This window comes from Pseudomonas sp. H2_D02, assembly GCF_054677635.1.
This window is the reverse complement of the sequence record NZ_CP162816.1, coordinates 4,304,770-4,320,849: the sequence shown is the minus strand read 5'-3', so window position 1 is coordinate 4,320,849 and position 16,080 is coordinate 4,304,770. Positions and strand designations below refer to the sequence as shown.

Sequence of the window (16,080 nt, the reverse complement as noted above, 5' to 3'; positions counted from 1 at the left end):
CCATGCAAAACGGGCAAACATCCATGCTCGTTCAGTTCAGACAGCCGAGGGTTGACTGGAGGCCTCGGCGTCGGCTTCGGCGAAGGCTTCGCGGGCAAGCCGGAAACTGTCTACGGCAGCGGGAACGCCACAATAAATGCCGACCTGAAGCAGAATTTCGCGTATTTGCTCACGACTCAGGCCGTTACGCAAGGCGCCGCGCACATGCAGCTTGAGTTCGTGCGGGCGATTGAGCGCCGAGATCATCGCCAGGTTGATCATGCTGCGCTCCTTGAGGGACAAACCCTCGCGACCCCAGACATGGCCCCAGCAATACTCGGTGACCATTTCCTGCAGCGGCCGGGTGAAGTCATCGGCGTTTTCGAGGGAACGGTTGACGTAGGCCTCGCCCAATACCTGGGTGCGAATCTTCAGCCCTTGTTGGTATTTTTCGTTGCTCATCGCGGCGTGCTCCCAAAATCGTCAAGGCCACCCATCAAGGTGTATTTGAGCTCGAGGTAATCGTCGATGCCGTATTTGGAGCCTTCACGGCCCAGGCCGGAAGACTTGATGCCACCGAACGGCGCGACCTCGGTGGAAATCAACCCTTCGTTGATGCCGACCATTCCGTATTCCAAGGCTTCGCTCATGCGCCAGGCGCGGCCCAGGTCGCGGGTGTAGCAGTAGGCGGCGAGGCCGAACTCGGTATCGTTGGCCATCTGCACCGCCTCGGCCTCGGTGTCGAAGCGAAAGACCGCCGCCAAGGGGCCGAAGGTTTCTTCCCGGGCAACTTTCATTTGCGCGGTGACGCCGGCCAGGACGGTGGGCTGGAAGAAGCCATGGCCCAAGGCGTGTCGTTCACCGCCGCAGAGCAATCGGGCGCCATGGGCGAGGGCGTCCTGCACATGGTCCTCGACTTTGGCCACGGCGCGTTCGTTGATCAGCGGGCCCTGGTTGACGCCTTGCTGGAAGCCGCTGCCCACGTTCAACTGAGCCACGCGCTGGGCCAGGCGCGCAACAAACGCATCGTGAATACCGGCCTGGACCAGGAAGCGATTGACGCAGACGCAGGTCTGCCCGGCATTGCGGAACTTGGCGATCAGCGCGCCTTCCACGGCTCGCTCCAGGTCGGCGTCGTCGAACACAATGAACGGCGCGTTTCCGCCCAGTTCCAACGAGACTTTTTTCAGCGTTGGCGCGCACTGCGCCATCAGCAATTTGCCGATGGCGGTAGAGCCGGTGAAGGATAGCTTGCGCACCAGCGGGTTGGCGGTCAGCTCGCCACCAATGGCAATCGCATCGCCGGTGATGACGTTGAAGATGCCGGCCGGAATGCCGGCCTGTTCTGCCAGGGCGGCCATCGCCAATGCCGAGAACGGCGTTTCCGGCGCGGGCTTGACGATGCACGGGCAACCGGCGGCCAACGCCGGGCCAGCCTTGCGGGTGATCATCGCCGCCGGGAAATTCCACGGGGTGATGGCCGCCACCACGCCGATCGGCTCCTTGGTCACTACGATGCGTGCATCGCTTTTGTGGCTGGGGATGGTGTCGCCGTAGAGGCGCTTGGCTTCTTCGGCGAACCACTCGATGAAACTCGCCGCGTAGAGGATTTCGCCCTTGGCTTCCGCCAGCGGCTTGCCTTGCTCGAGGGTGAGGATTTCGGCCAGTGCATCGGCGTTTTCGATCATCAAGCCGTGCCAGCGCTTGAGGATCTGGCTGCGCTCTTTGGCGGTCAGTGCGCGCCAGGCTGGCCAGGCTTTGTTGGCGGCTTCGATGGATTGGCGGGCGTGTGCGGCGCCGAGGTTCGGCACCTGGCCGATTTTTTCGCCGCTGGCCGGGTTGTAGATGTCTTGATGGGCGCCGTCGGGCGCCTCCAGCCATTGGCCGTCGATGTAGGCTTGTTGGCGGAACAGTTGCGAGGCTGCTGGGCTCATGCCGGCTCCTAGAAAATGTGATGGACCCATGTGGGAGCGGGCTTGCTCGCGAATGCGGTGGATCAGTCGATACCTTTGTATCTGAAACACCGCATTCGCGAGCAAGCCCGCTCCCACAGGGTTTTGTGTTGATGTCAAGCCAGTGTGGGCAGCGGCCCGAGCTTGCCTTTGTGATAGATCATCGGCGTGACCGGTTGCTCGGGCAGGATCAGGTTCTTCACCGCGCCGACAATGATCGCGTGATCACCGCCGTCGTATTCACGCCACAGTTCGCACTCGATGATCGCCGTGGCTTTGCCCAGCAACGGGTTGCCCAGGTCGCTCAGGTGCCAGTCGATGCCCTTGGCCTTGTCCTTGCCTTTCCCGGCGAAGGCATAGGCTTCGGCGGTCTGGTCGGCGGACAGCAAATGGATCGCGAATTGCTTGCTGTCGCGCAACACCGGGTAGGTGTCGGAGGCGTAGTTGGGGCAGAACAGTACCAGCGCCGGGTCGATGGACAACGCGCTGAAGGCGCTGGCAGTGATGCCAACGATATTGCCGTCCGGGTCCAGCGTCGTCACCACCGTGACGCCGGACGGGAAGGAGCTCATGACTTCTTTGTAGATGCCGGGTTCGATCATTTCTCAGGACTCCTAGCGCATCACGAACGGGTCAGGCATGGGGGCCTGGGAAAGGTTGATCCACACCGTTTTCAGCTCGGTATAGGCCAGCACCGAATCGATGCCGCTTTCGCGTCCGTAGCCGCTGTTCTTGAACCCGCCGATGGGCGCCATGGCCGACACCGCGCGGTAAGTGTTGACCCAGATGATCCCGGATCGCACGTCTCGGGCGAGGCGATGGGCGCGGCCCAGGTCGCGGGTCCAGATGCCGGCGGCGAGGCCGAACTGCGAGTCGTTGGCGATCGCCAGGGCTTCGGCTTCGTCCTTGAAACGAATCACCGAGGCCACCGGGCCGAAGACTTCTTCCTGCATGATCTTCATGGAGTTGCGGTCGCATTCGAACAGGGTCGGTTCGTAGAACCAGCCTTCGCCCAGATGCGCCGGACGCTTGCCACCCAGGCGCAGGCGCGCGCCTTCGGCGATGGCGTCGGCCACCAGGCCTTCGACCACGGCCAACTGCTGCGCGGTGGCCATGGGGCCCATTTCGCTGGTGTCTTCCTGGGGGCTGCCGATGCGGATGCGCTGGGCGCGTTCCACCAATCGCGAGACGAATTCGTCGTAGATCTCGTCCTGCACCAGCAGTCGCGAGCCGGAGACGCAGCTCTGGCCAGAGGCAGCGTAGATCCCGGCAATCGCACCGTTGATGGCGCTGTCGAGGTCGGCGTCGGCGAAGATGATGTTGGGGGATTTGCCGCCCAGCTCCAGCGACAACTTGGCGAAGTTCTCGGCGCTGCTGCGCACCACGTGGCGGGCCGTGGCGGCGCCGCCGGTGAAGGCAATCTTGCGCACCAGCGGATGACGGGTGAGGGCGGCACCGGTGCTCGGGCCGTAGCCGGTGATCACGTTGACCACGCCCGGCGGAATCCCGGCTTCCAGGGCCAGGCGGGCCAGTTCCAGGATCGTCGCCGAGGCGTGCTCGGACGGCTTGATCACGATGGTGTTGCCGGCCGCGAGCGCCGGGGCCAGCTTGATGGCGGTGAGGTACAGCGGGCTGTTCCACGGAATGATCGCCGCAACCACACCCATGGCTTCGTGCACGGTATAGGCGAACAGGTCCGGCTTGTCGAGGGGCAGGGTGCCGCCTTCGAGCTTGTCGGCCAGGCCTGCGGTGTAATGGAAAAACTCCGGCAGGTAACCGACCTGGCCGCGTGTCTCACGGATCAGCTTGCCGTTGTCGCGGCTTTCGAGCTGGGCCAGTTGTTCCTTGTTTTCGGCGATCAGGTCACCGAGGCGGCGCAGCAGTTTGCCGCGGGCGGTGGCGGTCAGCCCGCGCCAGGCTGGGCTGTCGAAAGCGGTTTGGGCGGCGTTTACGGCGCGATCGACATCGGCTTCGCCAGCATCGGGCAACTCGGCCCAGGGTTGGGCGAGCGCCGGGTTCAGGCTCTGGAAGGTCTTGCCGGACAGCGCATCGACCCATTCACCGCCGATACACATCGAAAAGCGTGTGAGTGTCATGCAACGATCCCCTTTATTGAATTTTGTCGGGTGCTGGCCGTGTCGAGGAATTCCAGCAACAACTGGTTGACCAGGCGCGGCGACTCTACCGGCATCATATGCCGCTGTTCGGCGAGCACGGCAACTGTCGCGCCGGGAATTCGCTCGGCCAGTTGCCGGGCCATTTGCGGGGTGGAACCAGGGTCCAATTCACCGGTGGCGATCAGGGTCGGCACCTGGATACTGCCCAGGTCGTCGGCGCGGTACATGTCCTGGGTGGCGAACAGTTCATAGGTGGTCAGGTAGCCCTGGGGGTCGTTCTGGGCCAGGGTCTGGCGCAGCGCGGCAATCTGCGCCGGGTTCGCGGCCTGGTACTCACGGCTGAACCACCGCGACAGGGCGGCCTCGGCGTTGGCGTCCGGGCCGTGTTCGGCGGCTTGCGCGGTACGGGCAATGACCCCGGCACGCTGTTCGGCGCTGCGGTTGAACACACTGTTGAGCACCACCAGGCCGTGCAGGCGCTGCGGGTAATGCAAGGCGAACGCACGCGCTACCAGGCCGCCCATCGAAAAACCGATGACCGTGGCCTGGGGCAATTGCAGATGATCCAGCAGTTCCAGCAACTGGTCGGCGTAGCCGAGCAGGTCGGTGCCGGTGGCGGGACGCGGGCTGGCGCCATGGCCGAGCATGTCATAGGCGATGACGCGGTAATTCGTGGCCAGGCCAACGATTTGGCCGCCCCACATTTCTTTGTTCAGGCCCACGCCGTGGATCAAGACCACGGGCTGGCCTTGGCCGGTTGCCAGGTAACTGGTGCCGGCCGGGGTGAGTTCAGCGGTGAGCCGAATCATGGAGCGCTCCTGCATGCCTTTTTTATTGTGGTTGCTTCGGCTGGATCACTGCGCCTTTTCGGCCGCCAGTTCTTCCAGGTCGATGTAGCGGTTGCCGATGCGTGGATGCAGGCGACCACCGTCGGCGCAGCCCAGCACCACGACGATTTCGTCGGCGCGCGGGGCGTCTTCGATCTGCATTTCCAGGGTGATGTAATGCGAGCGCAGGCCTTCGTCGTCCTTGTGCATCATCGGGATCTGGATCGAAGTGCCGGGGCCGCCGCGCTTGTTGGTGAAGCTCAGGTAGCTCTTGGCCTTGACCGCTTCGCGGTAGTGATTGCCGAAGCGCAGGGTATGGATCACAGCCGAAGCGTGCTCGATTTCACCGTCGGCGCCGACGACCGCAGCCTTGCCATAGGCTTCGATTTTTTCCGCACCGCCGATGATGCCCACCAGGCGCTCGACCATCAGCGCACCGAGGTCGGAGCAATGGGCGCGGATTTCCGGTTTCAGGTCTTCGACGAAACCACGGCCCAGCCAAGGGTTCTTCATGACCACCGCCAGCCCGACCATGGTCACCGGCTTGTCGGTGGCCTTGCCGCCTTCGATGAAGGTTTCTTCGACATAGCTGACGATCTTGCGAATTTCGAAACTCATGAGCTGCTCCGTGGGAGGTGAGAAGTGTCTGTGCGTATGATGGTATACCATAATACTGTTCGTGCAAGCGTCCGCTTTGAATTTGTTCGAAGGGAGGCGACGGAAGGCTGGGGTTCGAGGAGATAGGGCTCTTGTGGCGAGGGGATAAATCCCCTCGCCACAAGAAATTCGCAGCTACAGTGAATGGGTATTAATTTCCCCTTTTCGGGGCGTTCGGCCTCGACTTCCCGTTTGTCTGCACCGATTCGACCCGTTTGCAGTGTCGACGCCTGAAATCGGGATAAGCGTTTCAGCCTGGAAATTCTTTTCCGTCGCAAAATCGAAAATAAATTTCGCTTTTTCGCCGTTTCGCGCCGGTTTTTCCAGCATCGCCTCGATCGGCCGCACTTAGGCACAGCCCTTGCTACGGCTCCACGACAACCCAACGAACAGGAGATTCGATACGTAGATAAAAGGGGGCGCACGTCATTCGGACGCAAAGGCCTGAATCAGAGACCCATGCCTGACGAGGTACTCGAAGAACCAGGGCTCACAAACTAGGCAAGGCTGCATTGGTGGAATGACGACGTAATAAGAAATGCCGTGTACGACACGGCTTGGAGTTGGCTATGCCCCACGCTTTTTTCAATGAAATGTATGACGCCAAGGGTGACTGCCGCCCGCATTACCAAGCTTTCTCGCGCTGGCTGGCGGACACGCCGCTGGAGTTGCTGGAGCAACGCCGCCGCGAAGCCGACCTGCTGTTCCATCGGGCCGGCATCACCTTCACTCTATATGGGGACGAGCAGGGCACCGAGCGCTTGATTCCGTTCGACATCATCCCCCGCAGCATCAAGGCCAGCGAATGGCAAATCGTCGAACGTGGCTGCATCCAGCGGGTCCAGGCCCTGAACATGTTCCTGGCTGACATCTACCACGGCCAGCGCATTCTCAAGGAAGGCATCATTCCGGCTGAGCAAGTGCTCGCCAACGAGGGTTATCAAATTGCAATGCAGGGCCTGGACCTGCACCGAGGCATCTACGCTCACATCGCTGGCGTTGATCTGGTTCGTGACGGCGATGGCAGCTACTACGTGCTGGAAGACAACCTGCGCACGCCCAGTGGCGTGAGCTACATGCTCGAAGACCGCAAGATGATGATGCGCCTGTTCCCCGAGCTCTTCGCTGCCCAGCGCGTGGCGCCCATCGATCATTATCCGAACCTGCTGCTCGATACCCTCAAGAGCTCCAGCCCGCTGGACAACCCGACTGCCGTGGTCCTGACGCCGGGGCGTTTCAACAGCGCCTATTTCGAGCATGCATTCCTGGCTCGGGAAATGGGCGTGGAACTGGTGGAGGGCGCGGATCTGTTCGTGCGCGACGACCACGTCTATATGCGCACCACCGCCGGGCCCAAGCAGGTGGACGTGATCTACCGTCGCCTGGACGATGCCTACCTCGATCCGTTGTCCTTCAACCCCGACTCCATGCTCGGCGTGCCCGGGCTGATCGCGGTCTACCGTGCAGGCAATGTGGTGCTGGCAAACGCCGTCGGCACGGGCGTGGCGGATGACAAGTCGATCTACCCCTACGTCGACGAGATGATTCGGTTCTACCTGACCGAAGAACCGATCCTGAAGAACGTGCCGACCTGGCAGTGTCGCAAACCCCAGGACCTGTCCCACGTGTTGGCGAACCTGCCGGACCTGGTGGTCAAGGAAACCCAAGGCTCCGGCGGCTACGGCATGCTGGTCGGGCCGGCTGCCACCAAGGCGGAGATCGAAGATTTCCGCGCGCGCCTCAAGGCTCGCCCCGAGGCCTACATCGCCCAGCCGACCTTGAGCCTGTCCACGTGCCCGACCTTTGTTGAAAGCGGCATCGCCCCTCGTCACATCGACTTGCGTCCCTTCGTGCTGTCCGGCAAGGAGACTCGCCTGGTGCCCGGCGGCCTGACCCGCGTGGCGCTGCGCGAAGGCTCGCTGGTGGTGAATTCGTCCCAGGGCGGCGGCACCAAAGACACTTGGGTAGTGGAGGACTAAGACATGCTTTCAAGAACCGCTTCGGACCTCTATTGGATGTCCCGCTACCTGGAGCGCGCCGAGAACCTGGCGCGCATGCTCGAAGTCAGTTATTCGCTGTCGCTGATGCCCCAGGCCGGGCGCGGCGACGGCCAGGCCGAGTTGGCGATGTCGCTGCTGGCGGCCGGTACGCTGGATGACTACAACGCCCGCTATGACGCGCTCAACACCGAACGCATGCTGCACTTTTTCGCCCTGGATGAAACCAACCCCGGCAGCATCTATAGCTGTCTGCGGGCGGCGCGGACCAACGCCCATGCCGTGCGCGGGCGCATCACCGCCGACATGTGGGAGAACATCAACGCCACTTGGCTGGAAATGCGCAACATTGCCAGCAACGGCCTCGGCCGCTATGGCATCAGTCATTTCTGCGAGTGGGTGAAGGAGCGCTCGCACCTGTTCCGTGGCGCGACGTCGGGCACGATCATGCGCAACGATGCCTACTGTTTCATTCGCCTGGGCACCTTCATCGAGCGCGCCGACAACACCTTGCGCCTGCTGGACGCGCGCTACGAAATGTTCGGCGAGGAATCGGAGGAGGTCAGCGACAATTCGGCGCGCGGCTACTACCAATGGAGTGCCTTGCTGCGGGCATTGTCGTCGTTCGAGGCGTTCAACGAGATCTACCGTAATGCGCCGAATGCCGAGCAGGTGTCGGAGATGTTGCTGCTGCGGGCCGACGTGCCGCGCTCGCTGCACGCCTGCATCGAGGAGCTTGACCATATCCTCGCCAGCCTGCCGGGCAACAACGGCAGACCCGCTCAACGCCTGGCCGCCGAGCTGAATGCACGGCTGCGGTATTCCGGGATCGACGAGATCCTTGCGTCGGGCCTGCACCAATGGTTGACCGAACTCATCGGCCAGATCCGTCATTTGGGCCAGACCGTCCATGAGTCCTACCTGGAGGTGGTATGAAACTGTCCATACGCCACGACACCACCTACAGCTATGCCGATGAAGTCTGCACCAGCATCCAGTTCCTGCGCCTGACGCCCCGGGACACCCCACGCCAGCGCATCCTGCAATGGCACCTGGAACTGCCGCGCCTGGTGCGCAGCCAGCTCGATCCGTACGGCAATATCCTCCACGTCATGACCATGGACGAGCCCCACGGCGCGCTGATATTGACGGCCTATGGCGAGGTGCAGATCAACCAGACGGTGGAGATGGAGCCCGATGACCAGTCACCGCTGCCGTTCCTGCGCACCAGCCGACTTTCCCTGGCGGATGACAATCTCAGCGCCTTCGCCATGGAACAATGTGGAGACCGGCGAGATCGATCGGCGCTGGGCAACTTGATGAACGGCCTCGCCGACCGCATGCCCTACAGTCCCGGCGCGACGGCCGTCAGCAGCACGGCCGCCGAGGCGTTTGCCGGTGGCGCCGGGGTCTGCCAGGACCATGCCCATGCGTTCGTGGCCTGCGCCCGTAGTTTGGGCGTGCCGGCGCGGTATGTGTCCGGCTACCTGTGCACCGAGGACGAGAATCATTTGGCTAGTCATGCCTGGGCCGAGGCTTGGCTGGATGACGGTTGGTACAGCTTCGACGTGACCAATCGCTTGGTTCGTCCTGACCGCCATTTGAAGTTGGCGATTGGCCTTGATTATCTCGACGCCTGTCCGGTACGTGGAATGCGCCGAGGTGGCGGGGCAGAGCAGATGCAGGCGCGGGTGCAGGTGAGCTCGATGGTGCAGGTGCAGCATCAGTGATCTGACTATTGAAGCCCAAGGCCTTTTCGCGAGCAGGCTCGCTCCCACAATGGATGAGTTGTACCCAAACCCCTGTGGGAGCGGGCTTGCCCGCGAAGGCGGTCTTATAGCCGACCTGACTCTTCCCGTTGTGCGCCGATCCAATTGTGGGAGCGAGCCTGCTCGCGAAGGCGGCCGATGGAATACCGCTATCACAAGCTCGCCTGTGCAACGACCACCGGTTTATAGTGGCCGGCCATGTCGCGTCTCCAGGAAGGAGCCCAATGTCCGAATCCTCGATCACCCTTGCACGTTTTACTGAAGCCCATATCCCCGGCGTCACCGCGCTCTACAACGACCCTGCCGTTACCCGCCAGGTATTGCAGATGCCTTTTCAGTCCGCGGAGGTCTGGCGTCAACGTCTGTCAACAAATGACGAGCGCCAGTTGAAACTGGTGGCCCTTTACCAGGGCGAGGTCATCGGCAATCTTGGCCTGGAGCAGTTTTCTCGCGTTCGTCGCGCTCACTGCGCCAACCTCGGCATGGGTGTCGCGGTGGCTTGGCAGGGCAAGGGCGTGGGGTCGATGCTGCTGGCCGCGGCGCTGGACGTGGCGGACAACTGGATGAACCTGCGGCGGGTCGAGTTGACGGTGTATGCCGACAACGAAGCGGCCATCGGCTTGTACCGCAAGTTCGGTTTCGAAACCGAAGGCCTGCTGCGCGACTATGCCGTGCGTGACGGGCGCTGGGTCGATACGCTGGCGATGGCGCGGCTGCGCTGAACAGGCAAAACTCCGCACATTGGCTATACCTGTAGTTCCGCCCCCGTCAGGTGTGGCCTACAGGAGTAGCACCATGAATCTTGCGTCCATGATCGGCACCGTTTGCATCGCTTCACTCGCATTGATGGGCTGCGCCAGCAAAGTCACCCAGCCGAACGAGTATTCCGGCTTCCTGGGAGACTACAGCCGCCTAAAGGAAGAGAAATCACCGTCGGGAGCCGAGGTGATGCGTTGGGTCGATCCGAAGATCGATCTGGCCAAGTACTCCAGGGTGTATATCGAGCCGACACAGCTCTACCCCAAGCCACAACCGACCGTGAAGATTCCCGCCGCCACGTTGGCCGGTATTACCAGCTACTACGACCAAGCTCTCAAGCGAGAGGCGGGCAAATCCTTGCCCCTGGCGACCAGTCCCGGACCTGGCGTATTGGTGGTGCGGGCGGCTATCACTGCAGTAAGCAGCAAGACCGAAGGGCTGAAGCCTTATGAAGTGATTCCGATTGCCTTGGTGGCCGCCGCGGTCAGTACGGCCAGCGGCATTCGCGACCAGGAAACCACCCTGGGCACCGAAGCGGTTTTTCTCGACGGTGGTAATAATGCAGTGATCGCCCAGGTGGTGCGCAAGGGCACGGGTAAGCCGCTGTCGAACGACTCCCAGGTGATGAAGCCCGACGACTTCAAAAGCGTCATCGATGGCTGGGCGTCGGACTTGCATCAGTCCTACCTGCGTCTCAAGGCGAAATAGCGCCGTTGTAGGAATCGTCACTTTTTTCGTGCAGCCATAGGTCGGAGCACCATTTCATGGTTAACTCCGGCCTCACCATTTTTCAAACCTGTCAGAAGGAATCCGTTCATGGCTCAAGTCACCCTCAAAGGCAACCCGGTCCAAGTCAACGGCCAACTGCCACAAGCCGGTTCCAAGGCGCCAGCCTTTTCCCTGGTTGCCGGCAATCTGTCGGACGTTTCCCTGAAGGACTTCGCTGAGCAAGCGCAAGGTGCTGAACATTTTCCCAAGCGTCGACACGCCGACCTGCGCCACTTCAGTGCGCAAGTTCAACGCCCAGGCCAACGACCTGGATAACACCGTGGTGCTGTGCATTTCCGCCGACCTGCCATTTGCCCAGGCCCGTTTCTGTGGCGCCGAAGGCCTGGAAAACGTACAGAACCTGTCCACCCTGCGCGGTGCCGAGTTCATCGAGAACTACGGCGTTGCCATTGCCGACGGCCCGCTCAAAGGCCTGACCGCTCGCGCCGTGGTGGTGCTGGACGAAAACGACACCGTGCTGCACAGCGAGCTGGTCAAGGAAATCGCTGAAGAGCCGAACTACGAGGCGGCACTCGCAGCGCTGAAATAACCAGTCTGAAATAAAGTATTTATTACAATTGTTAACGGCCTGGCCTGTCCAGGCCGTTTTCATTTGTGTTTCAAAGCCTTAGCCGAGTACGCGAAAGGTAAGCCCAAGGTAAATTGCCGGTAAAGGCGCTTTGCTAAAACCTCGACAGTGCTTATCGTTCAGCCTCCCGTAAAAGAAGCCCACGCGCCCAATGGTTGACCATTCAATGCAATCCTCTGTTTCCCGCAAATCCCGTCGCTGGTTGTTCGGCCTGTTCGTGGTATTGGTCGTCGCGTTGCTCGCCTGGAAATTCTGGCCCGCCAGCACCGACTCGAAAAATGCGGCAGGACAGAAGGGCGCGGCCGGACACATGGGGCGCTCGGGCGGCATGCGGCCGGGCTTCGGCGGTGCGACGGGGCCGATTCCGGTTCGGGTGGCACCAGCGGTCGCCGGGGATTTCCCGCTGTATTACAAGGCGCTGGGCACGGTCACGGCGCTCAACACCATCAACGTGCGCAGCCGCGTGGGCGGTGAGTTGGTGAAAATCGCGTTCGAAGAAGGGCAGATGGTCAAGGCCGGGGACCTGCTGGCCGAGATCGATCCTCGCCCGTACCAGAACGCCTTGCTCCAGGCCGAAGGCACCTTGCTGCAAAACCAGGCCCAGTTGAAGAACGCCCAGGTCGACCTGGAGCGCTATCGTGGTTTGTACGCCGAAGACAGCATTGCCAAGCAGACCCTCGACACCGCCGCTGCACTGGTGGGCCAGTACCAGGGCACGGTCAAGACCAACCAGGCGGCGGTCAACGACGCCAAGCTCAACCTGGAATTCACCAAGATCCGTGCGCCGATTTCCGGGCGTGTGGGCCTGCGGCAACTCGACCTTGGCAACCTGGTGGCAGCCAACGACACCACGGCCCTGGCCGTCATCACCCAGACCCAGCCCATCAGCGTGGTCTTCACATTGCCGGAGAACAACCTCGAAACCGTGCTCACCCGCTACCGCAGCGGGGCGAAGCTGCCGGTCGAGGCTTGGGACCGTGGCGATGTGAAGCTCCAGGCCAGCGGCGTGCTGCAAAGCCTGGACAACCAGATCGACGTCACCACCGGCACCTTGAAATTCAAGGCCCGCTACGAGAACCGCGACCAGTCGCTGTTCCCCAATCAGTTCGTCAACGTGCGCCTGCTGGCCGATACCCTGAAAGGCGTGGTGCTCGCGCCGACGGCCGCCATTCAATTCGGTACCAACGGCACGTTTGTCTATGCCTTGGACGGCGACAAGAAGGTCACGATCAAACAGCTCAAGATCGGCGCCAGCGATGGCGAGCATACGGTGGTCACCGAAGGGTTGGCCGCGCGGCGACCGGGTGGTGCTCGAAGGCACCGACCGCCTGAAGGAAGGCAGCGAAGTGGAAGTGGTCAACGACAGCCAGGAAGTGCCGACTACGCCGACCGAGCACCTGCAAGGCAAGAGCGCCGCGGCCCCGACTGAGCCGGCAGTAGCCGACAAGGCGAAAAAGGGCGGCGCATGAATCTCTCGCGGCTGTTCATCCTTCGCCCGGTCGCCACCACCCTGAGCATGCTGGCCATTGTCCTGGCCGGCCTGATCGCCTATCGGTTGCTGCCGGTGTCGGCATTGCCCCAGGTCGATTATCCGACCATCCGCGTCATGACCCTGTACCCGGGCGCCAGCCCCGACGTGATGACCAGCGCCGTGACCGCGCCGCTGGAGCGCCAGTTCGGGCAGATGCCGGGCTTGACGCAGATGGCCTCCACCAGTTCCGGTGGCGCATCGGTGATTACCCTGCGGTTCAACCTGGACATCAACATGGATGTCGCCGAGCAGCAGGTGCAAGCCGCGATCAACGCGGCGACCAACCTGTTGCCCGACGATTTGCCGGCGCCGCCGGTGTACAACAAGGTCAACCCTGCCGACACCCCGGTGCTGACCCTGGCAATTACCTCCAAGACCATGCTGCTGCCCAAGCTCAATGATTTGGTGGACACGCGCATGGCGCAGAAAATCGCCCAGATCAGCGGCGTCGGCATGGTGACGATTGCCGGTGGCCAGCGCCAGGCGGTGCGGATCAAGGTCAACCCGGAAGCCCTGGCATCCGCCGGCTTGAACCTGGCGGACGTGCGCAGCTTGATCAGCGCGTCCAACGTCAACCAGCCCAAGGGCAACTTCGACGGCCCGACGCGGGTCTCGATGCTCGATGCCAACGACCAGTTGACGTCGCCCAAGGACTACGCCGAGTTGATCCTGGCCTATGCCAACGGCGCGCCGCTGCGACTCAAGGACGTGGCAGAGATCGTCGATGGCGCCGAAAACGAGCGCCTCGCCGCCTGGGCCAACGAGAACCAGGCCGTCCTGCTGAACATCCAGCGCCAGCCCGGCGCCAACGTCATCGAGGTGGTTGACCGGATCAAGGCCCTGTTGCCCAGCATCACCGACAACCTGCCGGCCGGCCTCGACGTGACCGTGCTGACCGACCGCACCCAGACCATCCGTGCTTCTGTCACCGACGTCCAGCATGAGCTGCTGATCGCCATCGCCTTGGTGGTCATGGTGACGTTCCTGTTCCTGCGCCGGGTCAGCGCCACGATCATTCCCTCCGTGGCCGTGCCGTTGTCGCTGATCGGTACGTTCGGCGTGATGTACCTGGCCGGTTTCTCGATCAACAACCTGACCCTGATGGCCCTGACCATCGCCACCGGCTTCGTGGTGGACGACGCCATCGTCATGCTGGAAAACATCGCCCGTTTCATCGAGGAGGGCGACAGCCCGATGCAGGCGGCGCTCAAGGGCGCGAAGCAGATCGGCTTCACCTTGATTTCCCTGACGCTTTCGCTGATCGCCGTGCTGATCCCGCTGCTGTTCATGGCCGATGTGGTCGGGCGCCTGTTCCGCGAATTCGCCATCACCTTGGCGGTGGCGATCCTGATCTCGCTGGTGGTGTCCCTGACGCTGACGCCGATGATGTGCGCGCGCTTGCTCAAGCGCGAGCCGAAGGAAGAGGAGCAGGGCCGTTTCTACCGGGCCAGCGGTGCCTGGATCGACTGGTTGATCGCCGGTTACGGGCGCAAGTTGCAGTGGGTGCTCAAGCACCAACCACTGACCCTGCTGGTAGCAGTAGGCAGCCTGGTGCTGACGGTGGTGTTGTACCTGGCCGTGCCCAAGGGCTTTTTTCCGGTGCAGGACACCGGCGTGATCCAGGGGATTTCCGAGGCGCCGCAGGCGATTTCGTTTGCGGCGATGGGCGAGCGCCAGCAGCAGTTGGCCAAGGTGATCCTCGCCGACCCGGCGGTGGAGAGCCTGTCCTCCTACATCGGTGTAGACGGCGACAACGCGACGCTCAACAGCGGCCGCTTGCTGATCAACCTCAAGCCCCACCGCGAGCGGGACGACAGCGCCAGCGAAATCATCGCCCGCTTGCAACCGCAGTTGGACCGGCTGGTGGGGATCCGCCTGTTCATGCAGCCGGTACAGGACCTGACCATCGAAGACCGGGTCAGCCGTACCCAGTACCAATTCAGCCTGTCGTCGCCGGACGCCGAGTTGCTCAGCCTCTGGAGCGGCCGCCTGGTCGAAGCCCTGGCCCAGCAGCCGGAGCTCACCGACGTCGCCAGCGACTTGCAGGACAAGGGCTTGCAGGTTTACCTGGTGATTGACCGTGACGCCGCCTCGCGGCTGGGCGTGTCGGTGTCGAACATCACCGATGCGCTCTACGACGCCTTCGGCCAGCGACAGATTTCCACCATCTACACCCAGGCCAGCCAGTACCGCGTGGTGCTTCAAGCCCAGGCGGGGGAGAAAATCGGCCCGCAGGCACTGGACCAGATCCACGTCAAGACCACCGACGGCGGGCAAGTCCGCCTGTCGAGCCTGGCACGGGTGGAGGAGCGCCAGGCGCAACTGGCGATTGCCCACATCGGCCAGTTCCCGGCGGTGATGATGTCGTTCAACCTGGCGCCAGGCGTGGCCCTCGGGCACGCCGTCGATCTCATTGAAAAGGTGCAGAAGGACATCGGCATGCCCGTCGGCGTGCAGACCGAGTTCCAGGGCGCGGCGCAGGCATTCCAGGCGTCGCTGTCGAGCACCTTGCTGCTGATCCTGGCGGCGGTGGTGACCATGTACATCGTGCTGGGCGTGTTGTACGAGAGCTACATCCATCCGATCACGATTCTTTCCACCTTGCCCTCGGCGGCCATCGGCGCCTTGCTCGCGCTGATCCTCAGCGGCAATGATTTGGGCATGATTGCGATCATCGGCATCATCCTGCTGATCGGCATCGTGAAGAAGAACGCGATCATGATGATCGACTTCGCCCTCGACGCCGAGCGTAACCAGGGCATGGACCCGCAGACCGCCATCTATCAGGCCGCGCTGTTGCGCTTCCGACCTATCCTGATGACGACCCTCGCGGCCCTGTTCGGCGCCGTGCCGCTGATGCTCGCCACCGGCTCCGGCGCCGAATTGCGCCAACCGCTGGGCCTGGTGATGGTGGGCGGCTTGCTGGTGAGCCAGGTGCTGACGCTGTTCACCACGCCAGTGATCTACCTGTACTTCGACCGCCTGGGGCGCCGGTTTGCCAGGCCTGATGCGGATGAGGTGCGGGTATGACGCATTCCCTGAACCACAAGGAGCTTTTGTGGCGAGGGGATTTATCCCCGCTGGGCTGCGCAGCGGCCCTTTTTGTGAGCGCTGCGCACTCAAGCGGGGATAAAT

General features: G+C 62.4%; 12 protein-coding genes and 2 pseudogenes. 8 read left to right on the top strand and 6 right to left on the bottom strand.

The window, feature by feature from the left end:
* Positions 1–36: 36 nt before the first annotated feature.
* The 6 genes from pcaC to AB4N42_RS19685 all read right to left on the bottom strand — a co-directional run bounded on the left by pcaC (position 37) and on the right by AB4N42_RS19685 (position 5,493).
* The gene (gene pcaC / locus AB4N42_RS19710; RefSeq protein ID WP_217861791.1) at positions 37–441 is read right to left on the bottom strand and encodes a 4-carboxymuconolactone decarboxylase; all 405 of its coding nucleotides are present in this window, start codon (positions 439–441) and stop codon (positions 37–39) included.
* Entirely contained in the window at positions 438–1,913 is a 1,476-nt protein-coding gene (locus tag AB4N42_RS19705; RefSeq protein ID WP_334597466.1) for an NAD-dependent succinate-semialdehyde dehydrogenase, read from the bottom strand. Before AB4N42_RS19705 ends, pcaC begins: the two co-directional genes overlap by 4 nt.
* A gap of 134 nt (positions 1,914–2,047) precedes the next feature.
* Positions 2,048–2,533 carry a flavin reductase family protein gene (locus AB4N42_RS19700; RefSeq protein WP_030142561.1) on the bottom strand — a complete coding sequence of 162 codons (486 nt, stop codon included), beginning with the start codon at positions 2,531–2,533 and terminating at the stop codon, positions 2,048–2,050.
* A 12-nt stretch (positions 2,534–2,545) separates the two neighbouring features.
* Entirely contained in the window at positions 2,546–4,027 is a 1,482-nt protein-coding gene (locus AB4N42_RS19695; protein ID WP_258650703.1) for an aldehyde dehydrogenase, read from the bottom strand.
* Positions 4,024–4,857: an alpha/beta fold hydrolase gene (locus AB4N42_RS19690; RefSeq protein WP_030142559.1), complete on the bottom strand. Its 834-nt coding sequence runs from the start codon at positions 4,855–4,857 to the stop codon at positions 4,024–4,026. Before AB4N42_RS19690 ends, AB4N42_RS19695 begins: the two co-directional genes overlap by 4 nt.
* Positions 4,858–4,902: 45 nt before the next feature.
* Positions 4,903–5,493 (bottom strand): amino acid synthesis family protein, encoded by a 591-nt coding sequence (locus tag AB4N42_RS19685; RefSeq protein WP_217861794.1) that lies wholly within the window; start codon positions 5,491–5,493, stop codon positions 4,903–4,905.
* A 608-nt stretch (positions 5,494–6,101) separates the two neighbouring features.
* Here AB4N42_RS19685 and AB4N42_RS19680 point away from each other — a divergent pair.
* From AB4N42_RS19680 to AB4N42_RS19645, 8 genes and pseudogenes are all read left to right on the top strand, one after another.
* Entirely contained in the window at positions 6,102–7,511 is a 1,410-nt protein-coding gene (locus AB4N42_RS19680) for a circularly permuted type 2 ATP-grasp protein (protein ID WP_030142557.1), read from the top strand.
* 3 nt (positions 7,512–7,514) lie between these two features.
* On the top strand, positions 7,515–8,465 hold the full coding sequence (locus tag AB4N42_RS19675) for an alpha-E domain-containing protein (protein ID WP_030142556.1): 951 nt from the start codon (positions 7,515–7,517) through the stop codon (positions 8,463–8,465).
* Entirely contained in the window at positions 8,462–9,259 is a 798-nt protein-coding gene (locus AB4N42_RS19670; protein WP_030142555.1) for a transglutaminase family protein, read from the top strand. The genes AB4N42_RS19675 and AB4N42_RS19670 overlap by 4 nt, the downstream gene beginning before the upstream one ends.
* Positions 9,260–9,522: 263 nt before the next feature.
* Positions 9,523–10,020, top strand: coding sequence for a GNAT family N-acetyltransferase (locus AB4N42_RS19665; RefSeq protein ID WP_030142554.1), 498 nt, complete (start codon positions 9,523–9,525; stop codon positions 10,018–10,020).
* Positions 10,021–10,093: 73 nt separating this feature from the next.
* Positions 10,094–10,765, top strand: coding sequence for a DUF3313 domain-containing protein (locus AB4N42_RS19660; protein ID WP_030142553.1), 672 nt, complete (start codon positions 10,094–10,096; stop codon positions 10,763–10,765).
* Positions 10,766–10,873: 108 nt separating this feature from the next.
* Positions 10,874–11,375 (top strand): annotated as a pseudogene (gene tpx / locus AB4N42_RS19655) (thiol peroxidase).
* 190 nt (positions 11,376–11,565) lie between these two features.
* Positions 11,566–12,883 (top strand): annotated as a pseudogene (locus AB4N42_RS19650) (MdtA/MuxA family multidrug efflux RND transporter periplasmic adaptor subunit).
* The gene (locus AB4N42_RS19645) at positions 12,880–15,975 is read left to right on the top strand and encodes an MdtB/MuxB family multidrug efflux RND transporter permease subunit (RefSeq protein ID WP_030142550.1); all 3,096 of its coding nucleotides are present in this window, start codon (positions 12,880–12,882) and stop codon (positions 15,973–15,975) included. Before AB4N42_RS19650 ends, AB4N42_RS19645 begins: the two are co-directional and overlap by 4 nt.
* Positions 15,976–16,080: the final 105 nt, after the last annotated feature.

Excerpts from the sequence above, each read along its gene's own strand:
- AB4N42_RS19660 (WP_030142553.1), top strand. The coding sequence starts at position 10,094 with ATGAATCTTGCGTCCATGATCGGCACCGTTTGCATCGCTTCACTCGCA.
- AB4N42_RS19695 (WP_258650703.1), bottom strand. The coding sequence starts at position 4,027 with ATGACACTCACACGCTTTTCGATGTGTATCGGCGGTGAATGGGTCGAT.
- AB4N42_RS19680 (WP_030142557.1), top strand. The coding sequence starts at position 6,102 with ATGCCCCACGCTTTTTTCAATGAAATGTATGACGCCAAGGGTGACTGC.
- AB4N42_RS19700 (WP_030142561.1), bottom strand. The coding sequence starts at position 2,533 with ATGATCGAACCCGGCATCTACAAAGAAGTCATGAGCTCCTTCCCGTCC.
- AB4N42_RS19685 (WP_217861794.1), bottom strand. The coding sequence starts at position 5,493 with ATGAGTTTCGAAATTCGCAAGATCGTCAGCTATGTCGAAGAAACCTTC.
- AB4N42_RS19690 (WP_030142559.1), bottom strand. The coding sequence starts at position 4,857 with ATGATTCGGCTCACCGCTGAACTCACCCCGGCCGGCACCAGTTACCTG.
- AB4N42_RS19675 (WP_030142556.1), top strand. The coding sequence starts at position 7,515 with ATGCTTTCAAGAACCGCTTCGGACCTCTATTGGATGTCCCGCTACCTG.
- AB4N42_RS19705 (WP_334597466.1), bottom strand. The coding sequence starts at position 1,913 with ATGAGCCCAGCAGCCTCGCAACTGTTCCGCCAACAAGCCTACATCGAC.
- AB4N42_RS19645 (WP_030142550.1), top strand. The coding sequence starts at position 12,880 with ATGAATCTCTCGCGGCTGTTCATCCTTCGCCCGGTCGCCACCACCCTG.
- pcaC (WP_217861791.1), bottom strand. The coding sequence starts at position 441 with ATGAGCAACGAAAAATACCAACAAGGGCTGAAGATTCGCACCCAGGTA.
- AB4N42_RS19670 (WP_030142555.1), top strand. The coding sequence starts at position 8,462 with ATGAAACTGTCCATACGCCACGACACCACCTACAGCTATGCCGATGAA.
- AB4N42_RS19665 (WP_030142554.1), top strand. The coding sequence starts at position 9,523 with ATGTCCGAATCCTCGATCACCCTTGCACGTTTTACTGAAGCCCATATC.